Annotated in this window: 15 protein-coding genes and 1 pseudogene; 4 read left to right on the forward strand and 12 right to left on the reverse strand. The window is 71.4% G+C overall.

All coding sequences use genetic code 11. The features are described from left to right. The 9 genes and pseudogenes from ACLBYE_RS04360 to ACLBYE_RS04400 all read right to left on the reverse strand — a co-directional run. Positions 1-1,022 (reverse strand): annotated as a pseudogene (locus tag ACLBYE_RS04360) (two-component sensor histidine kinase); the annotation flags it as partial. Between the two features lie 262 nt (positions 1,023-1,284). Then, positions 1,285-1,890 carry a K(+)-transporting ATPase subunit C gene (locus ACLBYE_RS04365; protein ID WP_447693190.1) on the reverse strand — a complete coding sequence of 202 codons (606 nt, stop codon included), beginning with the start codon at positions 1,888-1,890 and terminating at the stop codon, positions 1,285-1,287. Between the two features lie 21 nt (positions 1,891-1,911). Next, positions 1,912-4,002, reverse strand: coding sequence for a potassium-transporting ATPase subunit KdpB (gene kdpB, locus ACLBYE_RS04370; RefSeq protein WP_447693191.1), 2,091 nt, complete (start codon positions 4,000-4,002; stop codon positions 1,912-1,914). Positions 4,003-4,105: 103 nt separating this feature from the next. Further along, positions 4,106-4,300: a hypothetical protein gene (locus ACLBYE_RS04375; protein ID WP_447693192.1), complete on the reverse strand. Its 195-nt coding sequence runs from the start codon at positions 4,298-4,300 to the stop codon at positions 4,106-4,108. A gap of 1 nt (position 4,301) precedes the next feature. Further along, positions 4,302-6,017, reverse strand: a complete 1,716-nt coding sequence (kdpA, locus tag ACLBYE_RS04380) for a potassium-transporting ATPase subunit KdpA (protein WP_447693193.1) — start codon at positions 6,015-6,017, stop codon at positions 4,302-4,304. A gap of 23 nt (positions 6,018-6,040) precedes the next feature. Further along, positions 6,041-6,130 (reverse strand): K(+)-transporting ATPase subunit F, encoded by a 90-nt coding sequence (locus ACLBYE_RS04385; protein WP_020091582.1) that lies wholly within the window; start codon positions 6,128-6,130, stop codon positions 6,041-6,043. 222 nt (positions 6,131-6,352) lie between these two features. Next, on the reverse strand, positions 6,353-6,616 hold the full coding sequence (locus tag ACLBYE_RS04390) for a hypothetical protein (protein WP_447693194.1): 264 nt from the start codon (positions 6,614-6,616) through the stop codon (positions 6,353-6,355). After that, positions 6,613-6,753, reverse strand: coding sequence for a hypothetical protein (locus ACLBYE_RS04395; protein ID WP_447693195.1), 141 nt, complete (start codon positions 6,751-6,753; stop codon positions 6,613-6,615). The genes ACLBYE_RS04390 and ACLBYE_RS04395 overlap by 4 nt, the downstream gene beginning before the upstream one ends. Positions 6,754-7,048: 295 nt before the next feature. Beyond that, the gene (locus ACLBYE_RS04400; protein ID WP_447693196.1) at positions 7,049-7,258 is read right to left on the reverse strand and encodes a hypothetical protein; all 210 of its coding nucleotides are present in this window, start codon (positions 7,256-7,258) and stop codon (positions 7,049-7,051) included. A gap of 302 nt (positions 7,259-7,560) precedes the next feature. Here ACLBYE_RS04400 and ACLBYE_RS04405 point away from each other — a divergent pair, with 302 nt between their 5' ends. The 4 genes from ACLBYE_RS04405 (at position 7,561) to ACLBYE_RS04420 (ending at position 12,566) form a co-directional block, all read left to right on the forward strand. Continuing rightward, the gene (locus ACLBYE_RS04405; protein ID WP_447693197.1) at positions 7,561-10,488 is read left to right on the forward strand and encodes a response regulator; all 2,928 of its coding nucleotides are present in this window, start codon (positions 7,561-7,563) and stop codon (positions 10,486-10,488) included. A 49-nt stretch (positions 10,489-10,537) separates the two neighbouring features. Continuing rightward, positions 10,538-10,897, forward strand: a complete 360-nt coding sequence (locus ACLBYE_RS04410; RefSeq protein WP_026604690.1) for a response regulator — start codon at positions 10,538-10,540, stop codon at positions 10,895-10,897. Positions 10,898-10,930: 33 nt separating this feature from the next. Then, positions 10,931-11,986: an adenylate/guanylate cyclase domain-containing protein gene (locus ACLBYE_RS04415; protein ID WP_447693198.1), complete on the forward strand. Its 1,056-nt coding sequence runs from the start codon at positions 10,931-10,933 to the stop codon at positions 11,984-11,986. Positions 11,987-12,083: 97 nt separating this feature from the next. Continuing rightward, positions 12,084-12,566, forward strand: a complete 483-nt coding sequence (locus tag ACLBYE_RS04420) for a DUF1203 domain-containing protein (RefSeq protein WP_447693199.1) — start codon at positions 12,084-12,086, stop codon at positions 12,564-12,566. Between the two features lie 43 nt (positions 12,567-12,609). Here the strand turns inward: ACLBYE_RS04420 and ACLBYE_RS04425 are convergent, their stop codons facing one another. From ACLBYE_RS04425 to ACLBYE_RS04435, 3 genes are all read right to left on the reverse strand, one after another. Next, positions 12,610-15,471 (reverse strand): putative bifunctional diguanylate cyclase/phosphodiesterase, encoded by a 2,862-nt coding sequence (locus tag ACLBYE_RS04425; protein ID WP_447693200.1) that lies wholly within the window; start codon positions 15,469-15,471, stop codon positions 12,610-12,612. Then, positions 15,468-16,277, reverse strand: coding sequence for a PstS family phosphate ABC transporter substrate-binding protein (locus ACLBYE_RS04430; protein WP_447693201.1), 810 nt, complete (start codon positions 16,275-16,277; stop codon positions 15,468-15,470). The genes ACLBYE_RS04425 and ACLBYE_RS04430 overlap by 4 nt, the downstream gene beginning before the upstream one ends. 75 nt (positions 16,278-16,352) lie before the next feature. Then, entirely contained in the window at positions 16,353-17,390 is a 1,038-nt protein-coding gene (locus tag ACLBYE_RS04435; RefSeq protein ID WP_447693202.1) for a 2Fe-2S iron-sulfur cluster-binding protein, read from the reverse strand. Positions 17,391-17,392: the final 2 nt, after the last annotated feature.

The following is a 17,392-nucleotide window of genomic DNA, read 5'->3' on the forward strand; positions in this document are numbered from 1 at the left end:
GCCGCGCCCGCGGATCCGAGCCCGCCGTCGGCGACCCGGCGCCCGCCCGGCAGGGTGACGGCGTCGCCGCCGAGGCGGTCGGCGAGCCGCAGCGCCTCGGCGATGCGGTCGCGCTCGGCCTCGCTCAGGGCCGCCGCCCGCGCGCCCTCGATGGAAAGCGCCGTCCAGGGAGCGTGCAGGCGGTCGGCCAGGCGCTTGGCGTGGCGCACGAGGCCGGCGGAGCGGGGATCCTCGTTCACGCAGACCAGCACGCGTTCGCCCGCCGCCCAGGGACCGGCGATCGCGTTGGCCCGCATGTGGCCGAGCAGCTCGTCGTCGACCCGGTCGGCGGTGCGCCGGAGCGCCAGCTCGCGGAGCGCCGTCAGGTTGCCGCGGGAGAAGTAGTGCTTGAGCGCGCGCTCGGCGTGGGTCGGGACGTAGACCTTGCCGTCCTTCAGGCGCTGGATCAGGTCGTCGGGGTTGAGGTCCACCACCTCGATGTCGTCCGCCCGGTCGAGGACGCCGTCCGGCACCGTCTCGCGCACCCGGATGCGGGTAATCGACGCCACCACGTCGTTGAGGCTCTCGACGTGCTGGATGTTGAGCGTCGTCAGGACGTCGATGCCGGCGTCGAGCAGTTCCTCGACATCCTGGTAGCGCTTCGGGTGGCGCGAGCCCGGAGCGTTGGTGTGGGCGAGCTCGTCGACCAGCGCCAGCGCCGGCCGGCGGGCCAGCAGGGCGTCGAGATCCATCTCCTGCAGGACGGTGCCGTGATACGGCACCGACCGGCGTGGGATCGTCTCGAAGCCGTCGAGCAGGGCCTCGGTCTCGGCCCGGCCGTGGGTCTCGACGACGCCGACCACGACGTCGAGGCCCGCCTTCAGCCGCGCCCGCCCGACGGTCAGCATCTCGTAGGTCTTGCCGACCCCGGGGGCGGCGCCGAGGAACACCTTGAGCCGGCCGCGCGTCCGCTCCTCCCGGCGCGCCGCTTCGAGCAGGGCGTCGGGGGAGGGGCGGGTCGGGTCGCGGCCGGGCTCGGGCATGATCGCCATCTTAGCAAAACGCCGCGGACATCGCGGATTCGTCGCGTCATCGCGAGCGGAGCGAAGCAACCCAGGGCAGCGGGACGCCGGTGAGCGCGGCGCGGCTGGATCGCATCGCTCCGCTCGCGATGACGATGCGGGATCCGCAGCGCAGCTTCGGGGTCCGCCCCAGCTGTCGAACCCCCCGGCGTCGTGTCCGTCAGGCCGAACGACAGCGGCCCGGCCTGACGATGTGTCATCCCGTGCCGCTGTCGGGCGCGCCTCAGCGACGGGCGAGATCGTCGACCGCGAGGTTCAGCGCCAGCACGTTGACGCGCGGCTCGCCCAGGAGGCCGAGGGTGCGCGCCTCGATGCGGGACGACACCAGCGCGCGCAGCTTGTCCGCCGGGATGTTGCGGGCCTTGGCGACGCGGGCAACCTGGAAGTAGGCGGCCTCGGGCGAGATGTCCGGGTCGAGGCCCGAGCCGCTGGTCGTGACGAGGTCGACCGGGACGGGCGCATCCGGGTTCTCGGCCCTGAGCGCGTCGAGATCGCCCTTCACCCGCTCGGCGAGGGCGGCGCTGGTCGGGCCGAGATTCGAGCCCGAGGAGTTCGCCGCGTTGTAGGGCGCCGGCACCGTCTTCGAGGCGTCGGACGGGTCCGGCGCCGTCGTCGCCGAGGGCCGGCCGTGGAAGTAGCCGGCACCCGTGAAGTTCTGGCCGATCAGGCTGGAGCCGACGACCGTGCCGTCGCGCTCGATCAGGCTGCCGGCGGCCTTCGCGGGGAAGATGGCGCCGGCGAGGCCCGTCATCGCGAGGGGGTAGGCGAGGCCGGTGATCGCCGTCAGGGCGGTGAGCAGGACGAAGGCGGGGCGAAGCTGGGTGAGCATGTCAGGTCTCCGGGGACCGGTTCAGGCGAGGTGGAGGGCGCTGACGGCGAGGTCGATGGCCTTGATGCCGACGAAGGGCACGAGGACGCCGCCGAGGCCGTAGATCAGGAGGTTCCGGCGCAGCAGCGCGGCCGCGCCGACGGCCCGGTAGGTGACGCCGCGCAGGGCCAGCGGGATCAGCGCCACGATGATGAGCGCGTTGAAGATGATCGCCGACAGGATCGCGCTCTGCGGCGAGGCCAGATGCATGACGTTCAGCGCCTGGAGCTGCGGGTAGAGCGTGAGGAACATCGCCGGGATGATGGCGAAGTACTTGGCCACGTCGTTCGCGATCGAGAAGGTCGTCAGCGCGCCGCGGGTCATCAGCAGCTGCTTGCCGATGCCGACGATCTCGATGAGCTTCGTCGGGTCGCTGTCGAGGTCGACCATGTTGCCGGCCTCGCGGGCCGCGACGGTGCCGGTGTTCATGGCGACGCCGACATCGGCCTGGGCGAGGGCGGGAGCGTCGTTGGTGCCGTCACCGCACATGGCGACGAGCTTGCCGTCCGCCTGCTCCTTGCGGATCAGCGCGAGCTTGTCCTCCGGGGTGGCCTGGGCGAGGAAGTCGTCGACGCCGGCCTCGGCGGCGATCGCCGCCGCGGTCATCGGGTTGTCGCCGGTGATCATCACCGTGCGGATGCCCATCTGGCGCAGCTCGGCGAAGCGCTCGCGGATGCCGCCCTTCACGATGTCCTTGAGGTAGACCACGCCCAGCAGGCGGCCGTCCTTGGCCACGGCGAGCGGCGTGCCGCCGGCCTTGGCGATCTCCTCCGCGATGGCGCGGATCTCGGTCACGACGCCGGCCTCGGCCTCGGGGCGGACGGCCAGGGCGACGTTGGAACCGCGCGCGGCGATGGGCTGGCCCGACACCGAGCTGATGACGGCGTCGACCGCGCCCTTGCGGATCGACGTGCCCTGAAGGTCCACGCCCGACATCCGCGACTGCGCGGTGAACGGCACGAAGGTGGCGTTGAGGCCGCCCATGTCCCGCGCGCGGATGCCGTACTTCTCCTTGGCCAGCACCACGATCGAGCGGCCCTCCGGCGTCTCGTCGGCGAGCGAGGCGAGCTGCGCCGCGTCGGCGAGATCCGGCGCGGTGACGCCGCGGACGGGGCGGAACTCGGTCGCCTGACGGTTGCCGAGGGTGATCGTGCCGGTCTTGTCGAGGAGCAGCGTGTCGACGTCGCCCGCCGCCTCCACGGCGCGGCCCGACATGGCGAGCACGTTGAAGCGGACCAGCCGGTCCATGCCGGCGATGCCGATCGCCGAGAGCAGCGCGCCGATCGTCGTCGGGATCAGCGTGACGAACAGGGCGACCAGCACGATGACGGGGATCGACCCGCCCGCGTAGCTCGCGAAGCTGGGGATCGAGGCCACCGCGAAGACGAACACGATGGTCAGCCCCGCGAGCAGGATGTTCAGGGCGATCTCGTTCGGCGTCTTCTGGCGCGAGGCGCCCTCCACGAGGGCGATCATCCGGTCGACGAAGGTCGACCCGGCCGCGGCCGTGATGCGGACCTTGATCTCGTCCGAGAGGACCTGCGTGCCGCCGGTCACCGCCGAGCGGTCGCCGCCGGATTCGCGGATCACCGGGGCGGATTCGCCCGTGATGGCCGCCTCGTTCACGGAGGCGACGCCCTCGATCACCTCGCCGTCGGACGGGATCAGGTCTCCGGCCTCGACCAGGACGATGTCGCCAACCTTGAGCGAGGTGCCCGGCACGGTCTCGAAGGCCCGGCCCTGGCCGGTCAGGCGCTTGGCGGTCATCTCGGTGCGGGTGCGCCGCAGGCTGTCGGCCTGGGCCTTGCCGCGACCCTCCGCGAGGGCCTCGGCGAAGTTGGCGAAGATCAGGGTGAACCACAGCCAGAGGATGATCTGGCCCGAGAAGAGCAGGTCGCTGCCGCCGGTGACGAGGTCGCGGACGAACAGCACGGTGGTGAGGAGGGCCACGACCTCGACCACGAACATGACCGGGTTTCGGATCATGGCCCGCGGATCGAGTTTTCGTACCGAGCCGAGGAGGGCCGGCCCGATCAGGGCGGCGCTGAACAGGGATGATGTCTGACGCGACATGGGAGATGTCCGGAGGAGAGATTGAAGTGAGGCTGCCGTCCTTGCGAGCGGAGCGAAGCGACCCAGGGTCGCTCCGCTGTGCTCGCGAGGACGACGGAGGGGCTCAGCCCCCGGCGCCGAGGGTCAGCGCGTAGGCGGCCAGCAGGGCGAAGCCGCCGAGCATCACGACGCCGAGGAGCGCCAGGATGAGGTCGGAGGTCCGCGGGGGCTGAGCGCCGCCGCGGTCGTGCCGCAGAGGAGGGCGGTGCAGCGCGAGGTGGTGGCGCGGGACGCGCCGGGCGGGGAAGGCGCGCGGCATCTCAGCCCCCCGTCGCGAAGGTCTGGCCGGCGGCGCCCGCGAAGTGCTCCACGATGGGGCCGAGCGCGAGCGACGGGAAGAAGGTCAGGCCGCCCATGATGAGCACGACGCCGACCAGCAGCCCGACGAACAGGCCACCGTGGGTCGGGAACGTGCCCGCGGAGGCCGGGACCGTCTTCTTGGCCGCGAGCGAGCCCGCGATGGCGAGCACCGGGATCTTCACGAAGAACCGGCCGACCAACATGCCGACGGCGAGCGTGCTGTTGTAGAACAGCGTGTTGGCCGTGAGCCCGCCGAAGGCCGAGCCGTTGTTGGCCGCCGCCGACGTGTAGGCGTAGAGGATCTCCGAGAAGCCGTGCGGGCCGGCATTGGCCGGGCCGGCGAGGCCCGCCGGCACCACCGTCGCCAGGGCGGTGAAGCCCAGCATCATCAGCGGCAGGCAGAGGATGCCGAGCATGGCCATCTTCACCTCCTTCGCCTCGATCTTCTTGCCGAGGTATTCTGGGGTGCGGCCGACCATCAGGCCCGCCACGAAGATCGCCACGATGACGAAGATCAGCATGCCGTAGAGGCCGGCGCCGACGCCGCCGATGATGACCTCGCCGAGCTGCATGTTGAGCAGCGGAATCAGGCCGCCGAGCGCCGTGAACGAGTCGTGCATCGCGTTCACCGCGCCGCAGGAGGCCGCGGTGGTGATCACCGCGAACAGCGCCGAGGCGCTGATCCCGAAGCGGACCTCCTTGCCCTCCATGTTGCCGCCGGTGAGCCCGAGCTGGGACAGGACGCCGGTCGCGTTGGCTTCCGCCCAGTAGGTCACGGCGACGCCGGCCACGAAGAGCAGACCCATGGCCGCGAGGATCGCCCAGCCCTGGCGCTCGTCACCGACCATGCGGCCGAAGACGTTGGTCAGCGCGGCGCCGAACGCGAAGATCGAGACCATCTGGACGAAGTTCGAGAGGGCGGTGGGGTTCTCGAAGGGGTGCGCGGCGTTGGCGTTGAAGAAGCCGCCGCCGTTGGTGCCGAGCATCTTGATCGCCACCTGGCTCGCGACCGGGCCTAGCGCGATGGTCTGCTTGGCACCCTCCAGCGTCGTGGCGTCCGCGTAGGCGCTGAGGGTCTGCGGCATGCCCTGCCAGACCAGGAACAGCGTGTAGGGGACGCAGATCGGCAACAGCACGTAGAGGGTCGCGCGGGTCACATCGACCCAGAACGAGCCGATCGTGCCGCTGGAGGCGCGGGCGAACCCGCGGATCAGCGCCACCGCGACCGCGATGCCGGTCGCCGCCGACAGGAAGTTCTGGTGGGTCAGGCCCAGCATCTGGGACAGGTACGACAGCGTGGTCTCGCCGCCGTAGGACTGCCAGTTGGTGTTGGTGATGAAGCTGGTCGACGTGTTGAACGCGAGATCCGGCGCCACCGCGCTCTGATCGGCCGGGTTCAGCGGCAGAACCGCCTGCAGCCGCAGGATCGCGTAGAGCACCGCGAACCCCAGCACGTGGAACAGGATGACCGCGCCCGTATAGGCCAGCCAGTGCTGCTCCTGGCGGTCATCAATGCCGGACACTCGGTAGAGCCCGCGCTCGATCGGTCCGAGCACGGGCGAGAGGAGGGTGCGCTCACCGGTGAAGACGCGGGTCATGTACGACCCGAGGGGCTTCACGAGCGCCAGAACGACCGCGCAGTACAGCGCGATCTGGATCCAGCCGTTGAGGGTCATGGGGGGAGATCCGTCAGGGCCGCTCAGAACCGCTCGGGGCGGACGAGGGCGTAGGTGAGGTAGACGAGGAGGCCGGCGGTCACGCAGGCGCCGAGGGCGAGGTCGAGGGTCATGGCGGCCTCTCTCAGAGCCGGTCGCAGGCGGCCGCGTAGCCGGCCGCCGCGGCGAAGAAGGCGAGCCCCGCCGCGAGGAAGACGATGTCGAGCATGGTGGTCGGGTCCGGTTCGGCGGACCGGCCGCGGAGGCTCCGCGGCCGGCCTTGGCCGACCAGCAGTGTCGCCGGGAACCGCGTTAGGGTTCGAGCGAGGACCGGGCGGGAGTTTATAAGGGCCGCATTAGGATCCGGCGCCCTCGCCGAAGCTGGCCCGGAGACCCGCGCAGGCGGCCGGCACGGTCAGCCACGCCGCGCCCGGGCAGAGACGGCGCCACCTTGCGCGGTCGAGCCGGATCACCCCCGCCTCGCGGCCGAGGATGCCGCCGTAGGCGAGGCCGCAGACGCGGCAGCGGCCCGCCAGCGGCTGGATGAATAGCGCCGGGGGGGTCGCGCCGGACGGTGGCGCGGCGTCGCCGCGACAGGGTGGCGCGGCTCCGGCGCTCACTGGACACGCAGGGGTTCGAAGACGTTCAGCGCGAGCAGCGCGAGGGACACGGCAGACCACCCGCCGAGCGCGACGACCATCAGCGCGAAGACGCGGTCGGCCCTGCACTCGGCGAGGATGTAACGGACGGTCGGCATGCGGAGGCTCCATCCGGGCTGATGCCCGATGGCGCGACCACGTCCGCATCGGCCGTGAGGGACCAAGACGCGTGCGGGGCGTCCGGCATAGGGATGTCATCAGGATGGGGGCCGGCGCGTCCGTCAGCGCCAGAAAGCGCGGATCGCGCGTGCGGGACGCAGGGCCGTGAATCGCAGGCGCCGGATTCCGGGTCGGCGCGGCCCGTCGAGGCGGGACGGGCTCGGGCGCACGGAGGGGATCCGGTGGCACGACGCAGCCCCTCAGGGAGAGTCCGGTCCGAGGCCGGGCGACGCCCTAGACCGTCGCGACCTCGGGCTGCTCGGTCGAGTTGAACACGACCTCGCCGGTCCGCTCGCAGACCACGGTGACCGAGGTCGCCCCGTTCTCGCGCTGCTGCAGGGGGAGTTGCGCGAGCGCGTAGGCCGTCGCCGCCTCGAGGTCGCACGGCCACAGCTTGGTGAAGCTCTCGCGTTTTCCGCGGCGAAAAGTGATCTTGTAAGCCATCGTTTCCTCCGTTTTCACGGAAGATACACCTTCTCGGCGTGCCGCCACGCCGCGCCGAGACATGGCACCGATGCGTTCCGGACGGGATTGGACGCGCGAACCCGGCGGACGGGCGACGAACCGGGCAACGAACGGCGAGCCCGTGACTGGGGCGGGACAGCGATTCCCGTACAGCTTGATCCGCAAAATAGACCATGCGACGGTGCCGAATAATGAATTGCGCGCCCTCGGGCATCGCGCAGATCAGGCTTGGCAGGGCAAGGCGTCACCCCTGGCGCGTCGGTGTCGGAGTGGTTCGAGGTATGTCCCACGCGCCGGCCGGATCACCCAGCGAGACAGGTCGGGCCGCCGACGCCGGCCCTAGCCGGAGCGCCGGGCCTCTCGACGAGGCCGGGGTCGCCAAGCAGAAGCTCGTCGAGGCGATCGAGAGCAGCTCGGAGGGCTTCGCGCTGTTCGACCCGGACGATCGCCTCGTCCTGTGCAACGGGCACTTCCAGGATTTCCATCCCGGCCTGTCGGCCATCATCGTGCCCGGCGTGACCTTCGAGGCCATCGCCAACGCCGTCGCGGAGACCTGCGTCGTACGGCCGGACGGGATGAGCGTCGAGGCCTGGGTCGCCGAGCGGGTCGCCCATTACCGCGCGCCGCGCGGTCCGCTTCTCCAGCAGCGCGTCGACGGCCGCTGGGTCCAGGTCAACGAGCGCAAGACCAACGACGGCGGCGTCGTCGCGGTCTACACGGACGTGACCGAGATCAAGCGCGCCGAGCAGGTGCTCCAGGCGACGCAGGGGCGGCTGACCTACCTGCTCACCGCGTCCCCGTCGATGATCTGCAGCTTCGAGGTGGGGGGCCGCAACGCGCCGACCTTCATCAGCGAGAACGTGCGCGACCTCCTCGGCTACGAGCCCGGCGATTACCTGGCGGGCCCGGAATTCTGGCTGGAGCGGCTTCACCCCGACGACCGGGACCGGGTGCTCGCCGAGTTCCCGCACCTGCTCGCGGACGGGCACAACGTCATCGAGTACCGGTTCCTGCACGCGAACGGCACCTATCGCTGGGTCCGGGACGAGCAGCGCCTCCTGCGGGACGCGACGGGCCAGCCCGTCGAGGTGGTCGAGTCCTGGAGCGACATCACCGAGCGCAAGGAGGCCGAGCTGGCGCTGCAGAAGCAGACCGCCTTCGTCGAGCTCCTCCAGGCCGCCGCCGCGGCCGCCAACGAGGCCCCGACGGTCGAGGACGCCCTGCGCTTCTGCCTCGAGCGCGTCGCGCAGCACGCCGGCTGGCCCGTCGGTCACGCCCATATCCTGGCCCGGGACGGGACGCGGACGCTGCTCCCGACCGGCATCTGGCACTGCGACCCCGGCGCGGAGGTCGCGCGATTCCAGGCCGCCACGGCCGCCACGTCGCTGGCCGCCGGATCGGGCCTGGCCGGCCGCGTTCTCGTCTCGGGCGCGCCAGAATGGAGCGTCGGGGACCCGACGCTGGCCGCGGACCCGCGCGCGCCGGCGGCGGTCGAGCACGGCATCCGGGCCGGGTTCGGCTTTCCGGTGACGGTCGGGCGCGACGTCGTCGCGGTGCTGGAGTTCTTCGCCCGCGAGGCGTCCCCGCCGGACGCCTCGCTGCTCCGGGTCATGAGCAACATCGGCGCGCAACTCGGCCGCGTGATCGAGCGCAAGCAGGCCGAGGAGAGCCTGCGTCAGGCGAAGGAGGCGGCCGAGGAGGCGAGCCGCGCCAAGAGCAGCTTCCTCGCCAACATGAGCCACGAGCTGCGGACCCCGCTCAACGCGATCATCGGCTTCACCCGGCTGGTGATGCGGCGGGCGAAGGATGTCCTGCCGGTCAAGCAGTTCGAGAATCTCGAGAAGATCCTGGCGAGTTCCGAGCACCTGCTCTCGCTGATCAACAGCATCCTCGACCTCGCCAAGGTCGAGGCTGGGCGCATGGAGGTGAAGCCCTCGGACTTCGCCCTGGAGCCGGTCCTCGACCTGTGCCTCCGCACCGTCGAGCCCCTCGTCAAGAACGAGGGCGTGCGCCTCGTCCGGGACGTCCGGGACCCGCCCCCGATGCTGCGCACGGACGAGGAGAAGCTGCGGCAGATCCTGATCAACCTGCTCAGCAACGCCATCAAGTTCACCGAGGCCGGATCGGTCACGCTCCGCGTCCGCTCGGTCGATGAGGGCATCGAGTTCGCCGTGATGGATACCGGCATCGGCATCCCGGCGGGCGCCCTGAGCGCGATCTTCGAGGAGTTCCACCAGGTCGACAACAGCGCGACCCGGTCCCACAGCGGCACCGGGCTGGGGCTCGCGATCAGCCACCGGCTCGCGCGCCTGCTCGGCGGCCGGATCGGCGTCGAGAGCCGCGAGGGCGAGGGCTCGACCTTCACGCTCACCATCCCGCCGCGGATCGCCGGCGGCGCCGAGGTGCCGCCGCCCCCGAAGCCGGCGCCCGCCGCCGTCACCGCGCCGCGCTCGGGCGCCAAGGTCGTGCTCGCGATCGACGACGATCCCAACGTCGTCTACCTGCTGAAGGAGAACCTCGCCGATGCCGGCTACACGGTCGTCGGCGCGGCGAGCGGCCAGGAAGGGCTGATGAAGGCCCGGGAGCTGCAGCCGCGGGCCATCACGCTCGACATCATGATGCCCGGCACCGACGGCTGGCAGGTGCTGCACGCGCTGAAGACCGATTCCCTGACCCGGGACATCCCGGTCGTGCTGATCTCCATCGTCGACCAGAAGGAACTCGGCTTCCGGCTCGGCGCGACCGACTACATCGTGAAGCCGTTCGAGCGGGAGGCCCTGATCGGTGCTCTCGCGCGGATCGCCCCCGACAACGAGCGCGTCCTCGTGATCGACGACGATCCGAACGTGCCCGACCTCGTGCGCCAGCTGCTCGACTCGGAGCACTGCACCGTCGACTGGGTGGCCGACGGGGCGGCCGGCCTGGAGCGCATCGCGCAGGCCCGCCCGAGCGTCATCCTCCTCGACCTGCTCATGCCGCGGATGGACGGCCTCGCCTTCCTGGACGCCCTGCAGGCGGATCCCGCCGCCCGGTCGATCCCCGTCGTGGTCCTGACTGCCGCGTCCCTGGATCCCGCCGAGCGCGGCATGCTCCGGGAGCGGGTGCTCGGACTGATCGACAAGGGCGGGCTCGATCGCGCCGCCCTGGTCCGGGAGGTCCGCCGCGTGCTGCCGGTCCTGGAGACCGAGACCGCCGACGGTGACCGATGAGGTCGGCAACGGCCCGCCCGTGGCGGCCCGCAACGCCCGGGACCGGCCCATGAAGCGGATTCTCATCGTCGAGGACGTCGCGCTCAACCGCGATCTGCTGACCCAGTTGCTCGAGGACGAGTACGAGATCCTGATCGCCGTCGACGGGGCCGCCGGCGTGGACATGGCGATCGCGCACCGGCCGGATCTCATCCTCATGGACCTGTCGCTGCCGCTCGTCGACGGCTGGGAGGCGACGCGCCGCATCAAGGCCGACGCGACCACCGCCGCGATCCCCGTGATGGCGATCACCGCCAACGCGATGACCGGCGACGAGGACCGCGCCCGGGCCGCCGGCTGCGACGACTTCATGACCAAGCCCGTCGACGAGGACCTGCTCTTCGCCAAGCTGCAGCACTGGCTCGGCTGAGCGCGGCCGTCTCACGCCAGGAAGGGAGGACCCGTGGAGCCAGCCCGCATCCTCATCGTCGACGATGAGCCCTTCAACCTCGACTTGCTGGAGCAGGAGCTGGAGCTCCTCGGCCACGCCAGCGTGCGGGCGGCGAACGGGCGGGCGGCCCTCGATCGGCTGAGCGAGGAGCCCTTCGACCTCGTGCTCCTCGACGTGATGATGCCGGCGCTCGACGGCTACGCCGTGCTCGAGCGGATGAAGGCCCACGAGGCGTGGCGCCACACACCCGTCGTGATGATCTCCGCCCTCATGGAGATCGGCAGCATCGTCCGGTGCATCGAGCTCGGCGCCTTCGACTACCTGCCGAAGCCCTTCGAGCCCGTGATCCTGGAGGCGCGCGTCCGGTCCTGCCTGGAGCGGAAGCGGGCGCACGACCGCGAGGTGGCGCATCTGCGGACCATCGAGCGCGAGCGCAAGCGCGCCGACGAGCTCCTGCACGCCATCCTGCCGGTCTCGGCGGTGGCGGAGCTGATGGAGACCGGGCAGGTCAAGCCGCGGCTGTTCGGCGACGTCGCGGTCCTGTTCATCGACCTCGTCGGCTTCACCACGTGGTGCCACGACCAGAGCCCGGACGTCGTCGTCGCGGAGATCCAGCGCCTCGCGGAAGCCTTCGAGGTGGTCGCTCAGGCGCGCGGCCTGGAGAACATCAAGACGATCGGCGACGCCTTCATGGCCACGGCCAACCTGCTGCGGCCCCACGAGGATCCGGTCTCCGCCGCCATCCGCTGCGCCGCCGACATGATGGCGATCGCGGCCGAAGGCGAGCCGGGCTGGCGGATCCGCGGCGGCATCCACATCGGGCCGGTCGTCGGCGGCATCGTCGGCCGGACGAAGTTCACCTTCGACCTGTGGGGCGACACCGTGAACGTCGCCGCCCGGCTCGCGGGCCTCGGCGACGGGTGCGCGCTGCACCTGTCGCGCGAGGCCTTCGCGCGCCTGCCGGACCCGCGCGAGGTCCGGCCTATCGGCGCGGTGACGCTGAAGGGCAAGGGCGCGGTCGAGGTGTACTGCCACGCCCTAACGGCCGGCGACGCGACTCCGGCCTGAGACGCCCGCGGCGGCCGCGGAGCGTTCCGGATTGCGCAGCAAGAAGCGGGATGCGGCCGGCCGGGGCGGAGCTTAGGGCCCGTCCCGGAGGTGCACCATGAGCCGTTATCGCTGCGTTCCGATCCCGACGGAGACCGCCCTCCGCTTCCGCGCCACCGGCCTGGACGACCGGGGCAACCCGGTCCGTCGGGTCGTCGCGACGGCGGATGGCGGCTTTCCCTGCCGACACTGCCTGCAGCTCGGCCGGCCCGGCGAGACCATGCTGCTCGGATCCTACGATCTGCCCGAGCCGCGCGGGATCTACTGGACACCCAGTCCGATCTTCCTGCACGCGGACGCGTGTCCGCGCGCCGAGACGGTCGACGGCCTCGCGCCGATCGTCCGCGCGAACACGCTGGTCTCGGTCCGTGCCTACGACGCGGACCATCTCTGCCTCTACGATCTCGGACAGGTCTGTCCCGGGGGCGAGGTCGAGATTCCGCTCCGCCGCGCCCTCGACGATCCGCGCACCCGCTTCGTCAACATCCACACGGCGCGGCCCGGGTGCCTCCTGTCCCGCGTGGAGCGCGTCGCCGACTGAGCGCGAGCCGCCGAGCCGCCCAACGGGCCGTTGCGCGGCCCGCTCAGGCCGCGACGTGGATATGCTCCTGCGCGTTGATGAAGGCCGCCACGTCAGCGGCCGGGATCGGCCTGCTCAGCAGGTAGCCCTGGACCTCCGAGAACCCGCTCGCCCGCAGCCGGGCCAGCTGCTCCGGGGTCTCGACACCCTCGGCCGTCGTCGTGATCTTCAGGCTGCGGCCGAGTTCGGCGACGACGTGGACGATCGCCGCCGCCTCGTCCTTCTCCAGGAGGTTCCGGACGAAGGACTGGTCCAGCTTGATCTTGTCGAATCGGAAGGTGTTCAGGGAGGAGAGGGACGAGTAGCCGGTCCCGAAATCGTCCATCGAGAACCGCACGCCTAAGGAGCGCAGGCGGCTCAGCATCTCGAAGCTCGCCTGATCCTGGCTCAGAATGACCGACTCGGTGATCTCCAGCTCGAGACGGTGGCTCGGCAGCGCGGTCTTCAGCAGGACCTCCTCGACGAACCGGTCGAGATTGCCTTCGCGGAACTGGATCGGCGAGATGTTGACGGCGACCCGCAGGGAGCCAGGCCACGTCATGGCATCGGCGCAGGCCCGTTCGAGCACGTAGGCGCCGAGGGCGTCGATCAGCCCCGTCGCCTCGGCGACCGGGATGAATTCGCCGGGCGAGATCATCCCGCGTTCCGGGTGGTGCCACCGCGCGAGGGCCTCGAAGCTCGTCACCGCGTTCGTCGTCAGGTCGAACAGCGGCTGATAGTGCAGCTCGATCTGCGCGGTGCCGATCGCCAGCCGCAACTCGCGTTCCAGCCAGCGCCGCTGGTTCTGGCGCTCCTCCATCTCCTGCTCGAAGACGCGGACGCGCCGACCGCCGTCGGCCTTCGCGGCGTAGAGGGCGACGTCGGCGCGGCGCAGGAGATCGTCGCCGTCGGCATCCTCCGTGCCGGAGACGGCGATACCGAGACTCCCGTCGACGGACACGAACTGGCCGGCCAGGAAGAACGGCCGCCTGAGCTGGATCAGGATCTGCTCCGCCAGGGCGAGGACGCCGTCCGGCAGGTCTGCCTCGAAGAGTACCATCGCGAACTCGTCGCCGCCGAGGCGCGCCACCGTGCCGCCGGCCGGGCACAGTCCGGTGAGGCGGCGGCCGACCTGCCGGAGGAGCTCGTCGCCGGCCGGATGTCCGAGCGTGTCGTTGATGCCCTTGAAGTCGTCGAGGTCGAGACAGATGACGGTCACCGCCCGGCCGCCGACCGCATGGTCCGCGAAGGCGGCGGCCAGACGGTCGGCGAGGAGCGCCCGGTTCGAGAGGCCGGTCAGCGCGTCGTGGGTCGCGAGATGCGCGATCCGCGCCTGCGCGGTGACGCTCGCGGTTACGTCCTCGTGGGTCTCCACCCAGCCGCCGTCGGCCATCGGCTCGACCGCGATCTCGACGCAGCGGCCGTCGGCGAGCGTCCGGGTGAAGGTCCGGCGGATCGGCCCGGTCTCCGCGGCCGACCAGTCCGCGAGACCGGCGAGCCGGCGAACCTCGTCCTGTGTCGGTTCGAGATCCAGCGCGCCCGGCGCGACTCCGTAGATCCGGCAGAACTGGGAATTGTAGACCTTGAGCCGGCCGTGGACGCCGAACATGCACAGGCCCTGGGACATGTTGTTCAGGGCGGCGTCGAAGCGCTCGTTCTGCTCCTGCAACTGCCGCTCGCGCTCCGTCAGGACCGTGTTCTGCCGGAACACGTCGTCGCGCAGCTGATCGCGCTCCGAGAGGGAATGCTCGAGCACGACGACGGCCCGCGCGATATCACCGACCTCGTCGGCGCGGTCGATATCGGGCACGCTGACGTGCCAGTTGCCGCGCGCGACCTCGGAGACCGTCTGGGTGATGCGCACCAGGGGACGGGTGATCCGGCTCGACAGGAAGAGCATGACGACGGCGACGAGGCACAGGGTGAGGCCGGCGACGACGCTGAGCGTCCGCAGCAGCGCGCGCGAGCTCTCCTCGCCGATGCCCACGACCTTGCCGGTGAGTTGCTGCAGCTCCCGCAGCGGCGCCGCGACGCAGAGGCGGATGTCGGGCGGCTGCGGGATGCAGCGCGCGACCTTCTCGGCGCCGAGCACGGCGTGCAGCTCAGCGCCCGACGCGGGTCCGAGCTGGGCGTTGGAGACCTCCGAGCCCGCCGAGGAGAGGAGGGTCTGGTCGGCGAGGATCAGGACGTCGCGGTTGCTGAGGGACGCGAAGGCCGTCAGGGTCGGCTCGTGCGCGCGCAGGACCCGGTACCCGACGAGGCCGCCGATCACCTCGCCGAAATCGTCGAACAGCGGCTCGCCGAAGACGTCGGCGACCGTGCCGCTCTCGGTGGCGGCGAGCGCCCGCGCGAGCGCGTCGTCCCAGCGCAGCGACAGCACGAACCCTTCCGCGTGCTCCCGATCGTTGCGGGCGAGCACGGCCCGCAGGGACGCCGCGACGGGCGACGTCCGGAACGCCGCGTTGGCGGAGAGGAGGTCCGCCTCGACGCGGTCGGCGGTCAGGGCGCGGAGATTGAGGTCGAAGGCGATGGCGCCGTCGAGATCGGCGAGGGCGAGAGCCGGCCGCAGAAGCTCCGAGGCCGCCACCGTGTTTCCGGAGAAGACCGCCTTCGCGACGTCCCAGCGCTTGGACATGGTGGCGAAGCGCCGTTCGACGTCCTCGCGCCGCATCTGCAGCCGCGCCGCGGCAAGCTTGGCGTCGCTGAGCAGGCGGTCGGAGAGCTGGGCCTCGGACCAGGTCGAGACCTCCTGCGCCTGCTCGCGGAGCGTCTGGCCGGAGCGCAGAACCACCAGGAAAACCAACGCCGCCAGCGCGATCGCGGCCGTCGAGAGCGTGGCGCCGACGAGGCGCGCGCGCAGGGAACGCGAGAAGACGGTGCCCGTCACGGCCTGAGCGGGGCGCCGCCCCGCTCCGCCATGACCTGTCCCGCGCGGTCGGAGGTCGCGAAAGCGAGGAACGCCGACGCCGCGGCGTCGCGCGTGGCGGCCTTGTAGATCAGCGCGAGGGTCACGGCGCTCGGATAGGCCGGATCGCGCGGGGCCCGGCCGTCGATCGTCAGGACCGCGAGATCGCCCGCGAGCGCCGGCGAGTACGGACCGAAGCCGATCGCGCCGGGCGTCTCCCGCACCGTGGCGATCGCGTCCTGGGTCGTGGTCGCGGTCTTCGAGCGGCTGGTCAGGGCGAGGTCGCGCCAGCCCGGCATGGTGGCCCGCAGGACCGTGAGCGTGCTGTCCGTCTCCTCGCGCCGGACGACGCGGATCTTGAGATCGGGGCCGCCGAGGGCGCTCCAATTGTCGACCGTGCCGGCGAAGATCGCGGCGGTCTGCGCGCTGGTCAGGTTCGTGACGCCGACGCCCTGATGGACGAAGATCGCCGAGGGGATGCGGGCGAGCGGCACCTCCACGAGTCCCTGAGCCTTCTCGGCCTCGGTGAGCGGGCGCGCGACCCGCCCGAGCCTCTGGCGCTCGCCGCCCACGGCCGCGACGGCGCCGCCGGAACCGATGCTCGGCGGCACCGACACGCGCGCGTCGCCGCTCTCGGCGTTGTAGGCGGCCGCCACGGCCTGGAGCATCTCGATCCCGTCGCCCGTGCCGACGACCGCGAGGTCGTCCCCGCTCGCGGCGGCCGGCACGGCAAGGAGGATGATTCCACCCGCGATGATGCGCCGGAGAGACGTGAATAACAGTGCCATAACACGAGAATGCGCCTCGAGTGCTTAACCCGAGGTCACCGGATACCGTACACCGAAGGTGTGGTTGACGATCTGCTAGGCGACAGGCTCCGTTTTAGCGGTCCGATGACCAGCGACGCGCTGGAGGAAGCGCTGCAGGAAATTCGCATCGGGCGGCGGCCTCCCGTCGGCGCCGCGCGCGGCCGCGTAGAAGGGATCGGCGTAGCAGGTCGCCCCGGTCGTCGCGGCGAGGAACTGGACAGCCGCGACCATCTCGGGGGCGCCGGCCGCGAGGACGGTGTCGTCGCGCGTGAGCATCGGCATGTGGAGCGTCGGCCGCCCGGGCCGGGCATCCGGAGGCGGGTTGCCGCCGCTGCAGGTCAGGACCGTCGTCGCCCCCCGCGCGCGCAGCCAGTCCAGCGCCGGGCGCATGTAGAGGTTCTGCGGGTGCCGCGCGCCGGCCACGACGAGCATGTCGCGCTCCGGCTCGCGCATCCGGCTCGCGCGGGCGACCGCCCAGGCGGGCGCCCAGCCGACGCCCGATGAGACGATCACGAGACGGCCGCGCCCGAGCCGGTGGAAGGCGGTCCCGAACGGGCCCTCGACCTTCACCGCGGTTCCCGGGCCGATCCTGCCGCCAAGCAGCGGCGAGACCGCGCCGTCGGGCTGGCGGCGGATCTGGAAGATCAGTTCGTTCAGTTCGCCAGATCCGTCCGCGCGCAGGGTCGGGCTGTAGTCCCGCGCGGGCAACCCGGCGAAGGAGACCCGGACATACTGGCCCGGCAGGTAAGTCAGCCGCTTGCGCAGCGCGACCGTCACCTCGACGATCTCGGCGGTGAGATCGACGACGCGGTCCACGGTGCCGGCCCGCCGGACGGATTCCGGAACCTCGTCGAACTCGATGACCGCATCGGTGGTCAGGCGGGCCCGGCAAGCCTGCACGGTCTCGCCGATGCGCGTCCCCGCATCGTCGACCGCGCCCGCATGGATCCGGACGCGGCAGGTGTCGCACTGACCGGTGGCGCAGTCGTGCGGGATCGCCTGGCCGGCCGCCAGACCCGCGTCGAGCAGGGTCTGTCCGGCGCTGGCGCTGACCCGCCTTCCGTTGATGACGAGGGTGACGCGTTCGGCCATGG

It is taken from the genome of Methylobacterium sp. A52T (genome assembly GCF_053346095.1).